The sequence below is a fragment of the Eisenibacter elegans DSM 3317 genome (assembly GCF_000430505.1).
Taxonomy (GTDB): domain Bacteria; phylum Bacteroidota; class Bacteroidia; order Cytophagales; family Microscillaceae; genus Eisenibacter; species Eisenibacter elegans.
In genome coordinates this window covers 214,644-234,296 of sequence record NZ_KE387153.1, presented here as the reverse complement: position 1 = coordinate 234,296, position 19,653 = coordinate 214,644, and the positions used below count along the sequence as shown (strand labels likewise).

Annotated in this window: 14 protein-coding genes; 6 read left to right on the top strand and 8 right to left on the bottom strand. The window is 48.7% G+C overall.

What is annotated here, in order from left to right:
- Nucleotides 1-241: 241 nt before the first annotated feature.
- Both G499_RS0114615 and G499_RS0114610 read left to right on the top strand, forming a co-directional pair.
- Nucleotides 242-1,981 carry a tetratricopeptide repeat protein gene (locus G499_RS0114615; RefSeq protein WP_081413823.1) on the top strand — a complete coding sequence of 580 codons (1,740 nt, stop codon included), beginning with the start codon at nucleotides 242-244 and terminating at the stop codon, nucleotides 1,979-1,981.
- Between the two features lie 143 nt (nucleotides 1,982-2,124).
- Entirely contained in the window at nucleotides 2,125-3,384 is a 1,260-nt protein-coding gene (locus G499_RS0114610) for a hypothetical protein (protein WP_027000554.1), read from the top strand.
- A gap of 77 nt (nucleotides 3,385-3,461) precedes the next feature.
- Here G499_RS0114610 and G499_RS0114605 read toward each other — a convergent pair whose 3' ends face one another.
- Nucleotides 3,462-3,890, bottom strand: coding sequence for an STAS/SEC14 domain-containing protein (locus G499_RS0114605; RefSeq protein ID WP_027000553.1), 429 nt, complete (start codon nucleotides 3,888-3,890; stop codon nucleotides 3,462-3,464).
- A 314-nt stretch (nucleotides 3,891-4,204) separates the two neighbouring features.
- Between G499_RS0114605 and G499_RS0114600 the strand changes: the two genes are divergently transcribed.
- Nucleotides 4,205-5,449 carry an OmpA family protein gene (locus G499_RS0114600; RefSeq protein WP_027000552.1) on the top strand — a complete coding sequence of 415 codons (1,245 nt, stop codon included), beginning with the start codon at nucleotides 4,205-4,207 and terminating at the stop codon, nucleotides 5,447-5,449.
- Here the strand turns inward: G499_RS0114600 and G499_RS0114595 are convergent.
- From G499_RS0114595 to G499_RS0114575, 5 genes are all read right to left on the bottom strand, one after another.
- On the bottom strand, nucleotides 5,446-5,886 hold the full coding sequence (locus G499_RS0114595) for a hypothetical protein (RefSeq protein ID WP_027000551.1): 441 nt from the start codon (nucleotides 5,884-5,886) through the stop codon (nucleotides 5,446-5,448). The two genes, G499_RS0114600 and G499_RS0114595, sit on opposite strands and share 4 nt — an antisense overlap.
- Nucleotides 5,883-6,380 carry a GNAT family N-acetyltransferase gene (locus tag G499_RS0114590; RefSeq protein ID WP_027000550.1) on the bottom strand — a complete coding sequence of 166 codons (498 nt, stop codon included), beginning with the start codon at nucleotides 6,378-6,380 and terminating at the stop codon, nucleotides 5,883-5,885. Before G499_RS0114590 ends, G499_RS0114595 begins: the two co-directional genes overlap by 4 nt.
- Nucleotides 6,381-6,491: 111 nt before the next feature.
- Nucleotides 6,492-10,085, bottom strand: coding sequence for an ABC transporter permease/M1 family aminopeptidase (locus G499_RS21900; protein WP_027000549.1), 3,594 nt, complete (start codon nucleotides 10,083-10,085; stop codon nucleotides 6,492-6,494).
- A 25-nt stretch (nucleotides 10,086-10,110) separates the two neighbouring features.
- A complete protein-coding gene (locus tag G499_RS0114580) occupies nucleotides 10,111-10,983 on the bottom strand; it encodes an ABC transporter ATP-binding protein (RefSeq protein ID WP_035727700.1) in 873 nt (290 codons plus the stop codon).
- Nucleotides 10,984-11,168: 185 nt separating this feature from the next.
- Entirely contained in the window at nucleotides 11,169-11,681 is a 513-nt protein-coding gene (locus tag G499_RS0114575; RefSeq protein WP_027000547.1) for a hypothetical protein, read from the bottom strand.
- Between the two features lie 260 nt (nucleotides 11,682-11,941).
- On the opposite strand from G499_RS0114575, the gene G499_RS0114570 reads away from it, so the two are divergent.
- Nucleotides 11,942-13,144: a serpin family protein gene (locus G499_RS0114570; RefSeq protein WP_161627764.1), complete on the top strand. Its 1,203-nt coding sequence runs from the start codon at nucleotides 11,942-11,944 to the stop codon at nucleotides 13,142-13,144.
- 768 nt (nucleotides 13,145-13,912) lie between these two features.
- On the opposite strand, the gene G499_RS0114560 is transcribed toward G499_RS0114570, so the two are convergent.
- Together G499_RS0114560 and G499_RS0114555 are read right to left on the bottom strand one after the other, a co-directional pair.
- On the bottom strand, nucleotides 13,913-16,102 hold the full coding sequence (locus G499_RS0114560) for a 3-hydroxyacyl-CoA dehydrogenase NAD-binding domain-containing protein (RefSeq protein WP_027000545.1): 2,190 nt from the start codon (nucleotides 16,100-16,102) through the stop codon (nucleotides 13,913-13,915).
- Nucleotides 16,103-16,157: 55 nt separating this feature from the next.
- Entirely contained in the window at nucleotides 16,158-17,369 is a 1,212-nt protein-coding gene (locus tag G499_RS0114555; protein ID WP_027000544.1) for an acetyl-CoA C-acetyltransferase, read from the bottom strand.
- 473 nt (nucleotides 17,370-17,842) lie between these two features.
- On the opposite strand from G499_RS0114555, the gene G499_RS20220 reads away from it, so the two are divergent.
- Nucleotides 17,843-18,880 (top strand): aminodeoxychorismate synthase component I, encoded by a 1,038-nt coding sequence (locus G499_RS20220; RefSeq protein ID WP_081413822.1) that lies wholly within the window; start codon nucleotides 17,843-17,845, stop codon nucleotides 18,878-18,880.
- Nucleotides 18,828-19,445 (top strand): aminotransferase class IV, encoded by a 618-nt coding sequence (locus G499_RS20215; RefSeq protein ID WP_081413821.1) that lies wholly within the window; start codon nucleotides 18,828-18,830, stop codon nucleotides 19,443-19,445. The genes G499_RS20220 and G499_RS20215 overlap by 53 nt, the downstream gene beginning before the upstream one ends.
- The last annotated feature ends 208 nt before the right edge of the window (nucleotides 19,446-19,653 follow it).

Sequence of the window (19,653 nt, the reverse complement as noted above, 5' to 3'; positions counted from 1 at the left end):
GCGGCAGCACGTAATATGCTCAAGCGAGGCAAGTTGTCGATAGAGGAGATTGCCGAATACTTGGAGGTTACGGTAGCGTTTGTGCAGCAAGTAGCCAAAGGGGACATCCAATAGCGGTACAACTACTGCATTGGATGGCAGCATGGTGGTAAAATAATCCTCAAAGTTATCTGAGTTTTCAGTCAGTGGAGCTTATCTTAGTAAGGCGGATTACCCTCCTTACTACCAAACTGATTACTCTATGAACCTGATTATACCGTGTCGAATGTGTCGTTTTATGGGCAAATGGTTATTTTTTGGGGTGCTTCTCCTCACATCCATCAGCCACTTATACGCCCAACAAACCGAGATAGCCCAGCTAAGAGCCAAACTCCATACTTCCAATAATGACAGCATCCGTACTGATGCTATGTTGGCATTGGTATTACGATATTTGCAAAAAAACACAGATTCTTCTCTGTATTTTGCCGAGCAAGCACTTTATTTGGCACAAAAGAACAAAGACCTCAAGCGGCAAGCTGCCGCACAACACCAACTAGGACAAAGTAAACTCTTTAAAGGGCTATTAGATGAGGCCAGAGATGATTTTGCAAAAGCACTTGCCTTGGCCGAAAAAAGCCAGCATATCTTAGTAAAGGCACATGTATTGGCAAGCTTGGGAGGTACAGACTATAGCGCAGGTAATTTTGACCAAGCGATGGCGCATTTTATAAAGGCGCTCCGTAGCTATGAACAAATCGGCGACAGCATAGGGCAAGCAAGGATATTGAATAATCTAGGGGCGCTGCATTATGAATTGGCTAACTATGAGCAATCACTCAAAACTCTGCTCAAGGCCCTGACTATCAAGCAGGCTATCAATGACCTGCATACCATTGGCAACACCTATACCTCTATTGGAGATGCGCTAGCGGCAAAAAAACGCTACAATGAGGCCTTGGTATACTATCAGAAAGCAATACAGGTACATCAAGAGCAGCAAGCCTATCAAGGACTCTCGATCGTATATACCAATATTGGTTTTTTGCATAATGAAAGAAGGGATTTTGATAGCGCTTCGCATTACTATCAAAAAGCATTGCTCATCGAGGAGCAGATGGGAAACCAAGAGGGCGTTGCCATCAATTTGATGAACCTAGCGGATGTATGGCGCAGTAATAAAAGTTATGTTAAGTCTGAGCTTGCGCTCAACCAAGCTTTAGCAATACTCCAAAAGTTGAAAATGAAAAACCAAGTACAAAAAGTGCTCAAAGACTTAGCCGGGGTACAGGCCGATCAAGGGAAGTATGCCGAAGCATTCCAAACCTTACAGGCCTTTGTAATGGTAAAGGACTCCATATTTTCAGAACAAAAAAGCCGCCAAATCGCCGAAATAGAAACCAAGTATCAGACCGAGAAAAAAGAACAAGAAAACCAACTACTACAAGCCAAGAATGAACGAAATAGGCTTTGGCTATATGCAGCTACCGCCGTGATTTTACTACTCATGGCCTTGTTTTGGGCCATTGTCAAAGCCAAACAATGGCAGCTTAAAAATGCGCAAACAGCCCTCAAATTACAAACACAGATGCTCAGAAACTATGCTACCAACCTGCTCGAAAAGGATGAGTTTATCACCGAAATGCAATTGCAGTTGGCCAAATCACAACAAGAACACAGCCAGCAGAAGGTAGATACAATCAATACTTTACTCAAGGCACGGATTTCTACCGAAGATGATTGGTTGTTGTTCAGGCAGCGGTTTGAGTTGATGTATCCCGATTTTTTTATGCGGCTTCAACAAAAATTCCCGCAGCTCTCATCTAATGAGGTAAAAATATGTGCTATTGAAAAGCTTGGCCTCAAAGATATTCAGGCGGGAGATTTGTTGGGCGTAAACCCCAGCTCTGTCAAGAAGAGCCGTTATCGGTTGCGCAAAAACCTAGACAAACACAAACAAGAGGAACTGCAACAATTCATTACTAATTTCCCAAATGCTTGATTGATAATCAACTAAGAATCATCTGAAAAACAAGCGGTTACAACAATGTCTACCTTGTGTCTACCTTTGTTTTTGTCTGTTATTGAGTGATGGCCGTAAGTTTGGATAGTTCGATTTTCACATCTACTCAAACCCTTTGAATTATGAAAACAAAGCAACTTCTTTTGTGGGGTGCCATCCTATGTTTGGCTCCTATAGGTTGGGCTCAGGCTCAGATTAATCTCAACAAAGTAAAAGACAAAGTAAGCGGCAACAAACAACAAGAGGTAAAACAAACACAGGCGGTACAAAATACCCAACAGACGCAAGCAGCAGACCAACAGGCCGGAGGCAAAAAAGCAGCGCTAGAGGCTCTGTTGGCTCAGTTGAAAAACAATCAGGTACAGGTCTTGAGCAAAACTGGCAAAGATGCCCCTAGGGTAGAGGAGAGCTTTCAGGCACATCTGACTTTTAGCAATGATTTTACAAATCCTAGTAAAGATGTTACCGTATTTACTGGAAAAGATTTTGTGTATGCCCGCTTTCAATTGCCCAAAAACCTCCTCGACTACCTCCCCAAACCAGATGATAGTAACCTAGAGTATTACCGACTCAAGGTAATCGCTAAGGCCAATGGGATGGAAGAGGAAAATAACCATCGCATCGAGATGAAGCACTATGCCAAAGATGCGCTCAACACCAATGAGCTTGTGGTGGCTGTTGTTCCCGAAAAGCTGTTTTTTGAAAGCTTCACCCTAGCCTATCAAGAGGGGGGTAAGTTCCCCAGCGCCACCAAGGAGCGTGAGGCATATCAAAATGTATTGGCTCGCAACACCTCAAGACAGGTGGCCGAGCTACTCAAAAGCTTGCCCGAAGGAGAGCATATCATTGAGATAAATTTTGAAATCACAGCAAAACAAAAAGGCAGTGACTACATACAGATGATAGGGGCAAAAGGCTACTTCCTCATCACCCTCGATGCAGAGTCAAAAGAGCGCTACGAGCAGGTATATGATATGCTGACAGACCTCTACCAAGAGTACCGTAACAAAGAATCAATCGCAGGGCAGCAAGTATCAGAAGAGAAGGAAGCCGAAATGCTCAAAAGTATGAGCCCCAGAGATCAAGAGCGCTACCACATTGCCAAACGCTCAACCGATGGCTATATGGCTGCATACCAGGGGCCTAAGGCAGCCTGTACTTTTGTGTTGGATAATGTACGGGACAAAACCGCCCACATCGAAATTTTGTGGGAAGACGGAGGACCAGGGAAAGAGGCCGGAAGACACGGTTTTTTTGTGTCTGTCAATGAAAAAAGAGAAACAAAAAATATCCCAATAGGGGCTAAGGTGTCTATCAATGGTAGAGTGCTGATTCCGAAGGTAAGTGGCAACCAGACCGTGATGATTTATTGGTATTATTGATAGGTCAACCACATACTGATTCACTCCCTTGGCTTTGCAAAAGGCCAAGGGTAACTCATATCAGCTACACCCTAATCCTACTCGAGCAACCAAGCCAAGGCCTCTGCACGGCTTCGAAAATACTTTACTTCATAATCTTTTTTGGATTCTTCAATGGCTTGTTCTACGCTTAGTTGCGCATAAAAATCCTCGCTAATCACAAAGGCCATCCGACTAACCCCCAGCTTGCCTAGCTGGCTATAGACCTCTTGGTCGGCCCAAGATTGCATCTCCGGTGTGATGACAAAATGGAAGTCTTTGGTATTGCCCAATACACGCAATGGCCTGAACTTGGTAATCATCGACAATACTTGGAGCATCTCCTCTTGGAAACTGGTTTGAGAAATGGTAGTGCTCGCTTTTTCCCATTGCCGCTCCATCAGCCGATATTGGGTATCAAACATAATCTTGAGGTACGTACTTTGATAAACGGTTTCAAAGTCAAGAGGATTGTTTTGTGCATTCATTAGGACAGAAGGTTTATGATTTTTGAAATATAACATAGACCAGAACACCTTGTATTTAACAAATATATTCAAAAAATCACACAAATCCTCAAAAGCTATATCAAGTTAGCAACATCTTCCGTTTAGCCGCCTCACCCAAGGAGGAGGGGATGATAATTTGCTTAAACTGAAAAATAATAAAACGCTGATTATAAGGTACTTATGTGCTATGTGTTGAATAAATACCCTAAGCAAACTGCTTGTGGTATAAGATTTGTAAAGAAGAAGGGATGCAGCTTATGTGTGCAGATTAACAAGACCAAAACTCAACCTCGATGCTTCGTCAAACTTACATATACCATACCATCATTGGGCTATCATTCGGCTTATTGGTTGCCTGTGGGCGTTCGGATGATGGCAAAACTGCCGATGAGCTACCACAGTTGGCTGTACAAGACCCTTTTGCCCTTTCTGACGATTTGTACCGCCCTGATGAAATTTACACACCAGATACTCGTGTTGAGGAAAGCTTGAAAGAACTGGAAGTGATTGAAAAAGAGGTGTTTAGTAACGAGTCCTTGAAGCCAAAACACAAAGCTAAGCATACCGAAGCTGTGGCTAAAACAACCACCACCCAAGACCCAAAACAAGACCAAGCACCAGTGTTCCAAGATGTAGCCATTATTTTCCCCAATAATGACAATGCAGACCAAGGCTACACACTCATTATCCCTGACCAAACAGACACCGCCATCTTGCGCGCCCCAAATACTGATGAAAAAGACGAGCATACTGACGAAGGTATTATGCGTGGAGCCATTACAGAGGCACAGCGTGCAGAAAAAGCGCTGAATCATATGCTTCAAGTGATTGCTAAAATCCCTACAACACCACAAGAACCCCACCCTGCCGTTAGTGCGGAGCGTCTTGCGGCATTGCGCCATCAGGCAGAGCAGTTTGTGGAGGAGTACAAGAGCCTAACCCAATTTTCTGCCAAGCCTGCATTGGATGAGCAAGGCCCTCGCTTTGATACGGTCTTCATCGTAGACAATACAGAAGGCAACAATGTGCTAGAGCCTGTAAACCTAGACAACAACAACAGACGCGGCCTAGATCCAGCAGCCAATATCAATGCGGAAGAGCTTCAAATGTTTATTCAGTTTGAAACCCGCATCAATTTCGAAAGCGGTGCGCATACACTTTCACAGGAGGCACATAAGGTGTTAGACGAAATTGTGCGCGATATCAATCGCGACATCCAAAACTATCATCAGGACAAGCCCACGGAGAAAGTTACTTTTCTGGTACATATCAGGGGCTATGCTGATGCTAAGCCTTTCTTCCCTACACAAACCGAAAAAGAGCGCCAACGCCTCAACCAAGAGCTGTCCGAAAAACGAGCACAAGCCGTCGGCAATTACATCTTAAGCCGGGTGAAACACTCCCCCTTGGTGGAGATTGAGCAGGTTTTTGAAGGCTTTGGCGAAGAGATTCCTCCTAGAGTTATTCCGCTCAATGAGGAGTCAGATCCCCGCCGCCGAATATGTACCGTCTATGTAATGATGTGTAGCCAGAATTAATTATGGCTTGGTGTATGTAGGGCATAAAACGCAGTCCAGTTATGCGCTAAAACATCCGCATCAGGCGACAATAGCAACCGATTGCCAAAGGGGCTGAGCAAGCGCTGCAACATAGGCGGCGCAGCCACTCCACTAAAGGCGACAACCAGCGGTTTGTCAAAATGATACAAGCTTTGTAGATACTTTCGGATAGGCCCTAGCGGCGCTTCGGCTTGATGTAGATGCAGGTGTACCCAAGAGGCAGCGGCTTCGGACTGTAGGCGAGCGGCGTATTGTGGCAGGTCTGGAGTAGAAAAGTTATCAAAATCAAAAATAACACAATAATCCGACTGCCAAGCCTCAGCTAAAAACGGAGGCAAGACAGGGGCATAGGTCTTGGGGGGAGACACATCGAGCTGGAGGCTGACACAGGCAATGAGCGGCAATACGGAACTCATAGTGGTTTGTCAAACTGTTGGGCGAATGATTGTATTTGTGCCTCATCAAGTCCGCCATTGAGCCACCCACCGTCAATAGAAGCACCAAAGCGTTGATAAAATTCAATAGCAGGCGTGTTCCAGTCGAGCACTTGCCAACTAATACGGCGGCATTGTTCTTCAGCTGCTTGGCAGATAATGGCTTTGAAGAGGGCTGCACCTATTTTTTTGCTACGATGTATGGGCTGAACATAAAAATCTTCCAGATAAAAACATTTGCCTTTCCAAGTAGAATAGCGGTAGTAATATAAGGCCATACCGACTACCTCGCCTGCTACTGTGGCAACCCAAGCTCCATAGAGCGGCTGTGAGCCAAAACCATCGCGCAACATCTCTTCGGGGGTAGCGAGGTGTTCTTCTTCGGCGCGCTCATAAATGGCCAACTCACGCACCAAGGCCCAAAGGGCGGGTACATCTTCAGCAGTGGCTTTACGAATGTCGAAATTTGTTTGCATAAGGCAAAGATAAGGTTTTTGAAATTTTCTGTATCGTTTCTTTCTGCCTAGCGGCTTTCAACAGCACTAAAAAAAAACAGCCTCCGCGTGTGGAGGCTGTTTTGGCTTGTATTAGGAGGCCGACACCCGCTTGAGGTTGTCGTCGGGCACGCGGTCGATGAGGTAGTTGTAAGGGTCTATCCCCACCTGTGCGGGTTTCTCTTTGACCTTGAAGCGGAAAGTCTGCTTGGGGTCGGTGATTTTGATACGCTCATACACCAGTGCTTTGCCGAGGCCTTTTCCCTTGGGGTTTGCTGCAAATACGGCGATGTCGATATAGTCGTTGAGCGGCAGGGGCGTTTCGTTGCCCAAGGAGTCGGAGCGGAATTTTTCTGATTGCGTCTCAAAGCTCACCACATATTCCTCACCTTCTTGGGTATATGAAGCCTCTACCACCCGATTGGAGAAGAGGGTGATTTCTTCAAACATATCTTTTAAGATGTATTGCAGGCTGTCGGGCGTAGCCTCTTGGAAAGCCCGCAAAGCGGCAAGAGAGGTAGGGTAGGGCGGCTCTTGGTAGCCATAGTCTTTGATGAGCGAGGCCAGCGCCGTGTTGACTTGTGCTTCGCCAATCATCTCTTTGAGGTAATACATCAACACCGAGCCTTTGCGGTAATGGATGTACCCTTGATTTTCGGTTTCGATGAGGGGGCGCTCGGCCTCAAACTCAGACCCCCGTCCACGCAAGTAGCTGTTCATCTCATAGCGCAGGAACTTATGCATCTTGTCGCGGCCATACTCTTGCTCCATCACCATCAGGGCAGAGTATTGGGCGAAGGTCTCGCTGAGCATCTCCGTACCGCGCATTTTAGCACCTACCACTTGGTGTGCCCAATACTGGTGACCCATTTCGTGGGCTACTACGTAATACACAAGGTCGATGTCGTCTTCGGTGGCCTTGCGCAAGTCGGTGATAAAGCCGAGGCTTTCGCTGTAGGGCATCGTGCCGGGGAAAGCTTGGGCAAACCCGGCATAGCGCGGAAACTCAATGATGCGGCACTGTTTGTGGTAGTAGGGGCCAAAGTTTTTGGTATAATACTCCAGCGACTTGCGCATACTCTTGAGCATATTGGGTACGTTGTAGGCGTGCTCCTTGATGTAGTAGACCTCTAAGTCGATGTCGTTCCAGCGCTCGCGGGCAACCTCATAACGTGCCGAGATAAAGGAGTAAAAGTTGAGTGACTGATGGTCGAGCTGGTACTCAAAATAACGGCGTTTGTCTTTCGTCCATTCCTTGACCAAGCTGCCCGGAGCTACGGCGATTTGGTCGGGGGCGGTACTGATAATCGTCCGTATTTGCACCCAGTCTGCATCGTCAGAGATATAGCTGTTGCTGCGGTTGCGCAAGTCCTTGTCGTTGAGTACAGGCATCCGCTGGCGCACCGGCAGGCCAAGTTTTTTACGTTTGTTTTTGTCACCAATCTCACGACCTTCGTCATAGCCAAACTGCGGCATAATATCGCGGTTATTGAAGAAAGTACCGTTTTGGGTGAGCGAGGTAAATGAGACGCTGGCCTCAAACCCTTTGGTAATCTTCTGATGGCTCACGACCATCTCTAGTGTGTCGCCGGGTTGGAGTGGCTTTTGGAGGGTATAGATACGGTAACGGAGGCGCTTGTCGTCGGTTTTGAGCGTAGCGCCTGCAATCTGAATCTCGACTTCGTCAGGCATCAGCGGCAGGCTGAAGTGCAGCTCTTTGATAGGCTGCTTAGACTTGTTGACGGCTTTGGCTGTTACTTTGCTGTGCAGGCTACGCTCATAGGGGAACACGTCCAGCTCGTAGGTGAAATCAATCCAGCGGGGCTGCACGATGCCCTCGTATTTTTTGTAAGCCTCTTCGTAGGCCTTTTGGCGGTTTTCGGTTTCTTTGGAAGAAGTAAAGGTATTGAGTATGGTTGTATTGTAATACACAAAACCGGCATAGAGAACAAACATCCCTCCCAACAGAGCCAAGGCCAAACGATTTTGCCCGAAGCGCTGCCCTGCGGTACGCAGGCGGTGTTTGAGGCCGGTATCTTTCCCTCGCACATAGAAAGCATACATCACCAAACAGAGCAAGAGGCAGAACAAAGTCCAATATACGTGGAAGCCTACCAAACTAGGGATGAAAGGCCCAAAGCCATTCATATCCGAATAGATAGCCGAAGGCACGCTGCCGAAGCTCATCATTTTGGTATCGATTTCGAGCATATACCAGATAAACTCGTCGACGATGATAAAGGCCACAAAGGCAAAATAGGCCAAGTAGCGTTGATTGATGAGGTAGTGGAAAAGTAAGGCCAAGACCGTAAAATAGGCGAAATAGAGCATATCCAAAACCAATATCGACTGAGCATACACGTGAAGCTCATAGCGGGTATAACCGTGTGCGGTTTGGGCGATGACACCCAGCAAAATAGCGCTGCAAAGCACCAAGAACACCGCAATCAGCATCGCTACTAGCTTAGAGCTAAACAGCGCTCCGATACCCACAGGGGTAGCATCCTTGATTTCGTGGATGTTTGCGTCGCGTTCTTTCCAAACCAATACCCCGGAGTAGAAAATGATAATGCCCAAGATGAAAATGTTAAACGCCCCCCGAATGGAGTCGATGACATCATAAGTAACGGGATAGTAAGAGTTGCCGTAGGTGTCTGTGAAGCTCGTCAGGCTGGCCGTCAGGTTCATCAAGCCCAAGATTACCAAGATGATAAAGGTCTGATTGCGGATGATGGCCTTGGTTTCAAAGCGCAGCATGGTCAGCCAAGCACGGAGGCTTAGTTGGCCGGCAGATTGGGCTGTAAATCGGCGGATGGCTCCAACATTGGTACTCACAGCTACGGTGGCGGGCACTGTTTCGGCTGCTTTCTTGCGCTTAAACCAGCGTATTTCCTTGGTCTCAAAGCTAAAGCGTGTATACATCAGCAGCAGGGTCAGCAAGGCCAAGCCCATCCAAATCAAACGATTGACCAAAAACTGCCCTCTCAAGGGAGTTGCAGCGGCGTTTTGTTCGGCAATGGTGGCGTATTTGCTCAGTGTACCCATCGGCTGAAAGCCAAAGGGATCAAGGATGTTGGCCAGCCATTCCTTTTCGAGGTCGCGGGTATACCCTTGGCTGACACTATACAAGACCAAGATCAACATCGCCCCTATAAAAGAGACGAGGCTGCTACGGAAATTGGTGGCCAGCGCATACACCAATACCGCCACGATAAAGGTATTGGGGATGGCAAAAGCCAGAATGCCCTGCAAGTGGCCGTCCCAAACCACCGACCCAAAGCGCTCAGCCGTGGCCCAAGGCATCAAAGGGCCTATCAGCGCCCCGATAGAAACCCCCAACAGTGGTAAAATGGCAATCAAGTATGCCCCAAAAAACTTCCCAAAGAAGTAGTTGCGGCGGCGGATAGGGGAGGAGAAGATAAAATGGTGCATCCCCGTGCTGAAGTCGCGGGTGGCCGTGGCATTCATAAAGGCCGTTGTCATCAGCAAACACACCAAGGACATCACCCCGTAGTAGCGCTGTACGACCGAAGGCGCGTTTTTGTGGACGCTGCCCACGCCGCCGCCAATCGTAACTTGGTCTGAAGACACTGCCCCCATCACCAACAGACTGACGACCAGCAAAAATATCCAAAGCATTGGGGTACGCACCCAACGCTGCAATTCGTGTCTGATAAATATAAGCATCGTTTAAGCAGTTTTCGGTAGAAGGTTAGACAAGTTGGTTTAGTTTGGCAAAAAAGACATCTTCCAGCGTAGCCTCTGCCTGTACAAAACCTCCGTTGAGCGGGGTATCCGAAAACACATGGATTTGCGGCTGCCCGCCTACCAGTTTGTTGCTGATTACGGCATACTGCGATTGGTACTCGGCCAGCGCCTCTTTAGAAACCTGCAGCTCATAGACCTTGTCTTGGATAAGGGCCAGCGCGTCGTCTGTGGTACCGGCATAGACCACCTCGCCGTGGTTCATAATAGCCATATCGGTACACAACTCCCGCACGTCTTGCACGATGTGGGTGGAGAGCAAGACGATGGTCTGCTCCCCGATTTCACTCAAAATATTGTAAAATCGGTTGCGCTCTCCTGGGTCGAGGCCGGCGGTAGGCTCATCGACAATCACCAGCTGCGGGCTGCCAATCAAGCATTGTGCAATGCCAAAGCGCTGACGCATCCCCCCGGAATAACTGCTGACGGCCTTCTTGCGGTGTTCAAACAGATTGACCTTTTGCAAAAGATAATCGACCATCTCGCTACGCTCTTTTTTATTGTCGAAGCCCTTGAGCACGGCCAAATAATGCAGCAAGTCTACCGCCGAAGTGCGTGGATACACCCCAAACTCTTGGGGCAGGTAGCCCAAAACCTTGCGCACGTTGTCTTTGTCTTTGAGCACATCGATATCGCCTAGAAAAATGTCTCCACTATCAGCCTCTTGTAGCGTAGCCAGCGTACGCATCAGGGAGGACTTGCCGGCTCCATTAGGCCCCAACAGCCCAAACATCCCCTCTTGGATGGTTAGGCTGACATTTTTGAGGGCGTGGACACCGTTGGCGTATTGTTTGTTGAGATTCTTGATATTTAGTTCCATAATGTATGGTTTGAGTTCAGTAAGTAATTTTTGTGAGCAAAGGTATGTTTTATTTAAAAATAATATAGTTTTAATTGTAATACCAAGAGAATTTTTTTACTTCCCCCGATTTTTTAGTAATAGATTGGTGATGGACAAAAGCCGCTGCGGTCTTCCGGAGCTCCAGCTCCGGAGTACTTTTGTAGCTAGACCTGACTAAGGATAAACTGCGCTTGCGAGGCAGGGTCTAGCTCGTGTAGGCTAGGCTCATAATAGGTCCATAGCAAGGCGTGGAGTAGGGGGGGCACTTCTCGTCCTTGGGCAAGCTCGATACGGGTAGATGTTCCCGTCTTGGGCTCATAGACCATCCCATAGCTTAGCAGCAGGGTATTGTGTACATCATAGAGCGCCCACTTGCCCCCTGTGGTAATCTTGAGTTGGTAGGAGCGATGATCGTAACGAACCAGCAAGGTGCTGCCATACCAGTTTTTGGGCTTGGCTTCTAGTATTTTTTTGCCGTTGGGGGTAAAGCCCTCCAGCGTGCTTATCCACCAAGACTTGCGGACAAACTTGTAAGGCTGCTCATTGTTGGGCAAAAAGAGGCGAACCTCCCGCTTGCCGTAGTCATTCTCCCAGCGCAGTAGCTGCTCCCCGTGTTGATACAGTTGATACACGCCCGCCGTCTGAGGCTTCCAATATATTTCAGCTGTCTTTTTCATAGGTTTTTCTGTTTGGTGAATACAGCCGTCTCCAAAGCGACCATACAAAGCTAAGAGAAAGTCTGCAAAATAAAACTCAAGAAAACCTTAAAGAAAACCGAAAATAAAGCTAAACTAATCAATTTTAGCCAAATGATACACCTGTACCCATAAAGAGTGCCGCCCACAAACATAAAAAAAAGCGGTTTTTTGTAATGCTCCTCCGCGATGAGAGTAAAGACTGTTAGCAAAACCGAATGTTTTACCCTTACCCTACGACTATGCGTATACTATGGATACTACTCCTGCTGCCGAGCCTATTGGCCGCTCCAAACCAAACCCAAGAACCGATGCCTCAAGCCCAATCGATTGCCGAAGCCAACAACCGCTTCCACTTTGATTTTTATGCGGCTGCCCTCAAAAGCCGCCAAAGCCACAATGTATTTGCCTCGTCCTTCAGTGTGTCGTCGGCCTTTGCCCTGCTCTACCCCGGGGCTTCGGGCGCTACCGCCGACGAGCTGCGTCGGGTATTTCACTTCTCCCCCTCGGCAGACTTTCACCAGCAGTTTGGCGAGATGCTGCGGGCGCTCTCCCACCACAACGCCCCCGAACACAGCCTCGAAGTGGCCAATGCGGTATGGCTGCGGCAGGCGCTCAAGCTCCAACCCAACTACGAGCAGCTGGTCAAAACAGCCTACAACGCCGAAATCAACTTGCTCGACTTTACCCAGCCCCAGCAAGCCGCCGACCGCATCAACACCTGGACGGCACAAAAAACCCACGATAAGATCCAGAAAATCCTCGATGCCTCAGACCTTCAGCCCGATACCCGCCTAGTGCTGACCAATGCGCTTTACTTCAAATCGGCTTGGGCGACACCCTTCCCCAAACACCTGACCAGCACCCAGCCCTTCTACGGAGCCACCACCACTGAATGTGCGCTGATGCAGCAGGAGCGCAAGTTTCGCTATTTTGAAAACGAACTGCTCCAAGTGATTGAGCTGCCCTACCACGACGGAAAGGCCTCTATGCTCATATTTTTGCCCAAGGACAAAGGCCGGCTCGCCGCCCTCGAAGAAGCTTTTGATTACCAAAACTACCAAGTTTGGACAGCAGCCCTGCGCCCCGAACTGGTACAGACATACCTGCCCAAGTTCAAGATCGAGTCCAGCTTCCAACTCAACGGAACCCTAGAGGGGATGGGCTTGGCCACCTCTTTTCAAAACACGGCCTCTTTCCGAGGGCTGATAGCTCAGGAGTCGCTCAAAATCAGCAATGTACTCCACAAAGCCTTTGTAGAGGTAGACGAAGAAGGCTCCGAAGCCGCCGCCGTAACGGCCATCACGATGGTGAGAACTACCTCTGTAGCCGAGCCTATCCGACAAATCGCCAAGGTCTTCCGTGCCGACCACCCCTTCCTCTTCGTCATCCGCGACAACGCCCACGGCAACATTCTCTTTAGCGGCAAAGTCCTCCGCCCTTAGTGATGGCTTCTCCCGCTACTTTTTGCCTCCGTCGGTGTCTTCACCGGCGGTTGCATTGGTGGGGATTATTCAGCACCAAAATTCTCAAAGTCAAAGCCCGTCTCTATACCGGCTCCTTTGGCGAGCATATCTATCCCTCTGGCTGATTTGCCAATTTGGTGGATGGTCTCTGGATTAAGGATTTTTCCCGCCTTACTTACGGAAGAACCTCCATTTTATAGCCGCTTATTCACCCAAATTGAATCTGGTGGAATATGCCATTCATTGGATTAGGCAAAAAGTTTTGCATCACGCGGATTGTAAAACCGGATTAGCCGAGTTTGAAGAACGTATCAAAGTACTTTGCAAGCAAGCTGATTTCCTGACTAAAGAAAACATTATCAATGTTTTAGCTTACATAGAACCCACTTTACCACCCTGTTTTTCAAGATTAAGTATTATTAAATAAATTGGTATTTTTCAGTGTTTCATTATAATAAAAACCATTCTTAAAAAATACTCATCTATAGGACTGTATTTGAAAAAAACAATTAAAAATCAATTTAATCTAGTTTTATCTTAATTCCGTAATCTGAAATTAAGGGGTGCGGAAAGAGGGGGCTTGACCTGCCTCGGGGGCTTCACCAGCGGTTGAGCGTGTATTGGCTTGTTTTTCCACCCGTGGGGACCTGATGAAGGCGTTTAGTGAGGCAGACACGCAAAAAACCCGCCTCCTTGAGGCAGGGGGCGGGCAGGTAGGTAGTTTAATCTCCGAGGGCTGTTGTTGGGTTAGGCTACAGCCTTGGCCTTGCTTCCGTGGAAGGTTTCGCCGTTTTTAGCCATCTCACGCAAGCGCTCGGTGGGGCGGAATCGCTCGCCGCACTGGTCGGCTAGCTCGTCGCATTCTTTGACAAACTGCGCCACGCCTACCATATCGATGTAAGAGAGCACACCGCCGGTGTAGGGAGCAAATCCCCAGGCGAGGATAGATCCTACGTCAGCATCGGTTGGGTTGCGGACCACACCCTCTTCGAGACAGCGTACGGCCTCAATGGCCTGACGGTGTAAGATGCGACGCTTGACATACTCCAGCGAGGGCTGCTCGGCCTTCACGGGGTATAGCTCTGCCAAGCCCGGCCATAGGAACTTCTTGCCACCATCGGGGTATTCGTAGAAGCCTTTTTTGTTTTTCTTTCCGAAGCGCTCCAGCTCTTCTACAAACTTCTTCACGACTTTGCCGCTAGGGATGTTTTCGATTTTTTCGCCAGTGTCAGCTTCTGTTTGCTTCATTACCTTGTAGGCCAAGTCGATGGCTACAGCGTCGGCTACGTCGAGTGGCCCTACGGGCATACCGGCCATTTTACCGGCACTTTCTACCAATTGTGGGTGGATACCCTCTGATACCATCTCGATGCCTTCGGAGGTATAAGTACCGAAGCAGCGTGAGGTGTAGAAGCCGCGAGAGTCGTTGACCACTACAGGCGTTTTGCGGATTTTCATCGTGTAGTCAATCGCTACAGCCAGGGCATAGTCCGAAGTTTCTTTGCCCATAATGATTTCCACGAGTGGCATTTTGTCTACCGGCGAGAAGAAGTGGATACCGATAAAATTTTTGGGGCGGGCAGAGGCCTCAGCCAAGCCACTAATAGGCAGGGTAGAGGTGTTGGAGCCAAACACGGCAGTCTCAGCCAGTTGGGCTTCGGCCTCCTTGGTAACGGCCGCTTTTAGTTCGCGGTTCTCAAACACGGCCTCGATGATGAGGTCGCTGCCCTTGAGGTCGGCGGCATCAGCGCTAGTCTTGATCAGAGCCAACACTTGGTCGGCAGCCTCTTGGGTCATCTTGCCACGGCTTACGCGCTTCTTGAGCAGCTCACGAGAGTAGTCTTTGCCTTTTTCGGCAGCTTCTACGCTTACGTCCTTCAGCACTACTTCGATGCCGGCCAATGCAGATACATAAGCTATTCCGGCACCCATCATTCCGGCACCTAAGATACCAACTTTCTTGGTATCAGTTTTAGGCACATCTTTCGGACGCGCCTCTCCTTTGTTGGCATCGCCAATACCGAAGAAGAGGGTGCGGATCATATTTTTGGCCACAGGCCCCATCAAGAGAGTTGTAAAGTGGCGCGATTCGATTTCGAGTGCCAGCTCGATAGGCACCTGCAAGCCTTCGTATACGGCCTTCATAATGGCCAGCTGGGCAGGGTAGTTGCCATAGGTTTTGCCCATCAAAAGCGCCGTGCCGGGGAGCATTAGCTGCGCACCGCGTGGGCTTTGGATGTTGCCACCGGGTACTTTGTAGTTGGAGCGACCTACGATTTTGCCTTTTTTGTTTTCGTCCCAAGGCTGGATAAAGCCTTGGTTGGCTTCAATCCACTTGCGGGCAGCAGCAATGAGGGCGGCACGGTCAGACACTAGCTCGTCGATGATGCCTAGCTTGAGCGCCTCTTGTGGGCTGAGCTCTTTGCCTTCGAGCAACATTGGGGCGGCCTTTTCGATTCCAATCAGGCGGGGTAGGCGCTGTGTACCACCGGCACCGGGGAGGAGGCCGATTTTAGACTCAGGCAGACCGATTTTGGTCTTTGGATTGTCAATGGCAACACGGTAGTGCGAAGCCAAGCAGATTTCGAAACCACCGCCAAGCGCGTGGCCATTGATGGCAGCTACTACGGGCTTGCCACCTGCCTCGTATTTGCGTAAAATCAGGTTGAGGCGGAGCGAAGTTTTGAAGGCTTGCTCGGCAGTAACGGCGTTGCTGTCTTGTTCGAGCATCGAACGCAACATTTTCAAGTCAGCACCAGCTACAAACGACTCTTTCTCAGAAGCGATGATGATTCCTTTGACGGCAGCATCGGCCAGCGCCTTGTCGATGTTTTGCTCAAAGGCAGCCATCGAGTCCTCGTTGAGTACGTTCTGAGGGTAGCCCTCCATATTCCAAGCAATAACGGCAATCCCGTTATCTACAGCATAATTAATCATAACACTAAAATTATTTTTTGCGGTTTCGTTCTAAAAAATGGTGATGAAAATAACCTTATACGCGCTCGATGATGGTAGAAATACCCATACCGCCGCCGATGCAAAGCGTAGCCAGACCTACGTTTTTGTCTTGGCGCTCTAGCTCGTCTACCAGTGTGCCGAGGATAATCGCACCAGTAGCGCCTAGGGGGTGTCCGAGGGCGATAGAGCCACCTACAGGGTTCACTTTGGCAGGGTCTACTCCTAGCTCATCCATATACAACATTGGCACTACGGCGAAAGCCTCGTTTACTTCGAATAGGTCGATATCGCTGATGTTCATCCCGTTTTTCTTGAGCAATTTGCGGGTAGAAGGTGCAGGGCCGGTCAACATAATGGTGGGCTCAGAACCTACGATGGTGTAGGAGTGGATGCGTGCGCGGGGTTTGAGGCCGAGGCGCTCGCCGGCTTCTTTGCTGCCGATAAGTACTACCCCTGCACCGTCTACAATCTGCGAAGAGTTACCGGCGTGGTGGATGTGGTTGATGGCTGCAATTTCAGGGTATTTTTGTAGCGCCAAGGCGTCGAGTCCGCCCATTTGCCCCATCATTTCAAACGAAGGCTTTAGTTGGCTTAGTGTTTCGAGTGTAGTACCGGGGCGCACGCCTTCATCATAGTTGAGGATGGTCAGCCCGAGGCAGTCTTTTACCTCGATACGTGATTTGTTGAACCAGCCGTTTTTCTCTGCTTCGCTCGCACGTCGGTGTGATTCTACAGCAAAGGCATCGGCTTGCTCGCGGGTGTAGCCATACTTGGTGGCAATCAAATCGGCAGAAATCCCTTGAGGAACGATTTTGTGGTCGGCAATCAGCTCAGGGCTGGTAAACATAGCGCCGCCATCTGAACCCATCGGTACGCGAGACATCGACTCTACCCCTCCGGCAATGACCATATCAAACTGGCCTGACATCACGTGTGCCGAAGCAATATTGATGGCTTCCAAGCCCGAAGAGCAGAAGCGGTTGAGTTGTACACCGGCGGTCGTTTGGGCAAAACCCGAAGCCAGTACTGCCGTACGGGCGATATCAGCACCTTGCTCACCTACAGGCGACACGCAGCCAATCACTACATCGTCTACAATAGCGCCATCACCTAGGTTGTTGCGCTCACGAAGCGCTGTCAATAGGTTGGCAAGCAAAGTTACGGGCTGCACACCGTGCAACTTGCCATCTGCTTTACCACGTCCGCGAGGGGTACGTACCGCATCAAAAATATAAGCCTCAGCCATAATTGTTTGGTAGTTTTAGGGTTGAATATTCAGTTATGGAGTAAAATAGTATGCACGCATACTATTATGATAAAAAAAAAAGCGTTTGCTTCGTTTGGTGATAGTTTAAAGCTCTTTAATGCAATGTTACGGAATTTTTGAGAAAATAACTAATACTATTCCAATTTATAGTTTCATCATTTGAGGAGTGTTTTCAGCCAAAACAAGGCCTGATTCAAAATGGTTCAGAAACTTAGGCTATTTGACCTAATTTTTCACAAACATACACAATGCACTCAAAAAAGCAAATCTTTTGCGGAGGATGAAAGACGGCGACTGCTGTTGAGCCACGGATGCGCGGATGTTGAGGCGACGTGCTGTTTAGTTTTATTCGTGTATTAGTAGCTAATTTGTGGGAGCTTGGAGCACTTACGCGATTCCTCTAATTTCGTCAGGCAAATTTCCTACCTTTGTAGCTCAAACCATTTGTTTTTATGGGAGCGATACTACAAACGCCTGCGCTGGCTGAGGCTGCCCGTCGGATGAACGCCTTGGGTGCGGCGGGGGAGGCTTTTGTTTTTTTGATTGATTTTGAATGTCAGCAGCCGCTGGTGTTATCGGTAGCCGAAAGCCTTGAGGCGGGTTTGTGGCTTTGCTTTCCGGGCTTTCAGAATGTCTCTACGCCACCCTTGTTGCCCCCATTACCGCAAGCGTGGTATTTTGAGAAGACCAGCCCCAGTCTGTCCGCTTATGCCAAGGGTTTTGCCCTCGTTCAGGCACACCTGCGACGTGGCGACAGCTATTTGGTCAATTATGCTGCCCGCACTGCTATCAATACCAATCTCCCTCCTGAGACCTTATTTTGGCAGGCGCAGGCCAAGTACAAGGTATTGTTACAGCAACGATTTGTCTGTTTTTCGCCCGAAACCTTCGTGCAAATCAATGGGGGGCAAATCCGCTCCTTTCCGATGAAGGGCACGATTCGCGCCGATCTGCCCGACGCCGCCGAGCGCATCTTGAGTGATGCCAAGGAGCAGGCCGAGCACCATACCATCGTAGACCTCATCCGCAACGACCTGAGCCAAGTAGCCAAGGACGTACATGTGGCACGTTTTCGCTACCTCGACCGCCTCCAGACCAGTAACCAAGACCTGTTGCAGGTCAGCTCCGAGGTAGTGGGTACACTCCCGCCCGACTATGCCACCCACATCGGTAGTATTTTGTGCAAGCTCCTGCCTGCAGGCTCTATCAGCGGAGCACCCAAACGCAAGACTGTCGAGATTATCCAAGCTGCCGAACAGCAGGAACGGGGTTATTATACTGGTATAGCGGGCTACTTTGATGGACAAAACCTCGACACGGCGGTGATGATACGGTTTGTGTCGCAGGAGGCCGGAGGAGGCTATTTTTACAGCGGTGGCGGCATTACGGTCAATAGCCGTTTGGAAGACGAATACCAAGAACTGATTGATAAGGTCTATGTCCCTATTGTTAGAAAGCCTGCGTCTGGAGCGACAACAACTGCCCGCTAGGCGCTACCATTGGCAGCGTATGGAGCGCAGCGCCACCGCTGTGTATGGCAAAGCCTTGCAGTGGTCGCCGGAAACGTGGGCGCAGCAATGGCTCTCTGACAACGCCCCCGCCGACGAACAGGTATACAAGTTACGCCTTTGTTACGATGCCGACGGGCTCCACGAAGTCAGCTGCCAGCCCTATCACCGTCGCGAAATCCGCTATCTACAGCTTATCGACCTACCCCGCGATTTTGATTATGCGCACAAATACGCCCAACGTACCTATTTTGAGCAAATAACAGCTTCTTTGACACCTTTTACGGAGGCACTTTTTTTGCGCAATGGCTATCTGACAGACACTAGTTATACCAATATTGCGCTCAGTAGGGCAGGGGGGTGGTATACCCCAACACACCCATTGCTTGGCGGTACACAGCGGGCCTATTTATTAGAAAAAAAAATTATTCAAATATTAAATATACATCAAGATGATATGTATAAATTTGAGTATATAATGCTCTTTAATGCCTTGATGCCTTTTGAAAAAGCCATTTTATTACCTATAAAGACTATCTTTTGTTGATTTTCCTTAAAAAAAGGTAACTATTTAGGTGATACGCTTTGCTGTAAATCTCTTATTATCAATTTGTTGGCTTTTGTTGTATAGTTCGGCTTTAAATAAGCTTATTATATAAATCACTGATTATCAAGTAGTTGTGTTTTGATTGAATTCCTAGATATGAAGCTCATTCTCTCGCAAGTATTTAATAGTCAAGCATTTGAACCTCCTA

Coding starts and splice junctions, on each gene's coding strand:
- G499_RS0114615 (WP_081413823.1), top strand. CDS start 242: ATGAACCTGATTATACCGTGTCGAATGTGTCGTTTTATGGGCAAATGG.
- G499_RS0114610 (WP_027000554.1), top strand. CDS start 2,125: ATGAAAACAAAGCAACTTCTTTTGTGGGGTGCCATCCTATGTTTGGCT.
- G499_RS0114605 (WP_027000553.1), bottom strand. CDS start 3,890: ATGAATGCACAAAACAATCCTCTTGACTTTGAAACCGTTTATCAAAGT.
- G499_RS0114600 (WP_027000552.1), top strand. CDS start 4,205: ATGCTTCGTCAAACTTACATATACCATACCATCATTGGGCTATCATTC.
- G499_RS0114595 (WP_027000551.1), bottom strand. CDS start 5,886: ATGAGTTCCGTATTGCCGCTCATTGCCTGTGTCAGCCTCCAGCTCGAT.
- G499_RS0114590 (WP_027000550.1), bottom strand. CDS start 6,380: ATGCAAACAAATTTCGACATTCGTAAAGCCACTGCTGAAGATGTACCC.
- G499_RS21900 (WP_027000549.1), bottom strand. CDS start 10,085: ATGCTTATATTTATCAGACACGAATTGCAGCGTTGGGTGCGTACCCCA.
- G499_RS0114580 (WP_035727700.1), bottom strand. CDS start 10,983: ATGGAACTAAATATCAAGAATCTCAACAAACAATACGCCAACGGTGTC.
- G499_RS0114575 (WP_027000547.1), bottom strand. CDS start 11,681: ATGAAAAAGACAGCTGAAATATATTGGAAGCCTCAGACGGCGGGCGTG.
- G499_RS0114570 (WP_161627764.1), top strand. CDS start 11,942: ATGCGTATACTATGGATACTACTCCTGCTGCCGAGCCTATTGGCCGCT.
- G499_RS0114560 (WP_027000545.1), bottom strand. CDS start 16,102: ATGATTAATTATGCTGTAGATAACGGGATTGCCGTTATTGCTTGGAAT.
- G499_RS0114555 (WP_027000544.1), bottom strand. CDS start 17,369: ATGGCTGAGGCTTATATTTTTGATGCGGTACGTACCCCTCGCGGACGT.
- G499_RS20220 (WP_081413822.1), top strand. CDS start 17,843: ATGGGAGCGATACTACAAACGCCTGCGCTGGCTGAGGCTGCCCGTCGG.
- G499_RS20215 (WP_081413821.1), top strand. CDS start 18,828: ATGTCCCTATTGTTAGAAAGCCTGCGTCTGGAGCGACAACAACTGCCC.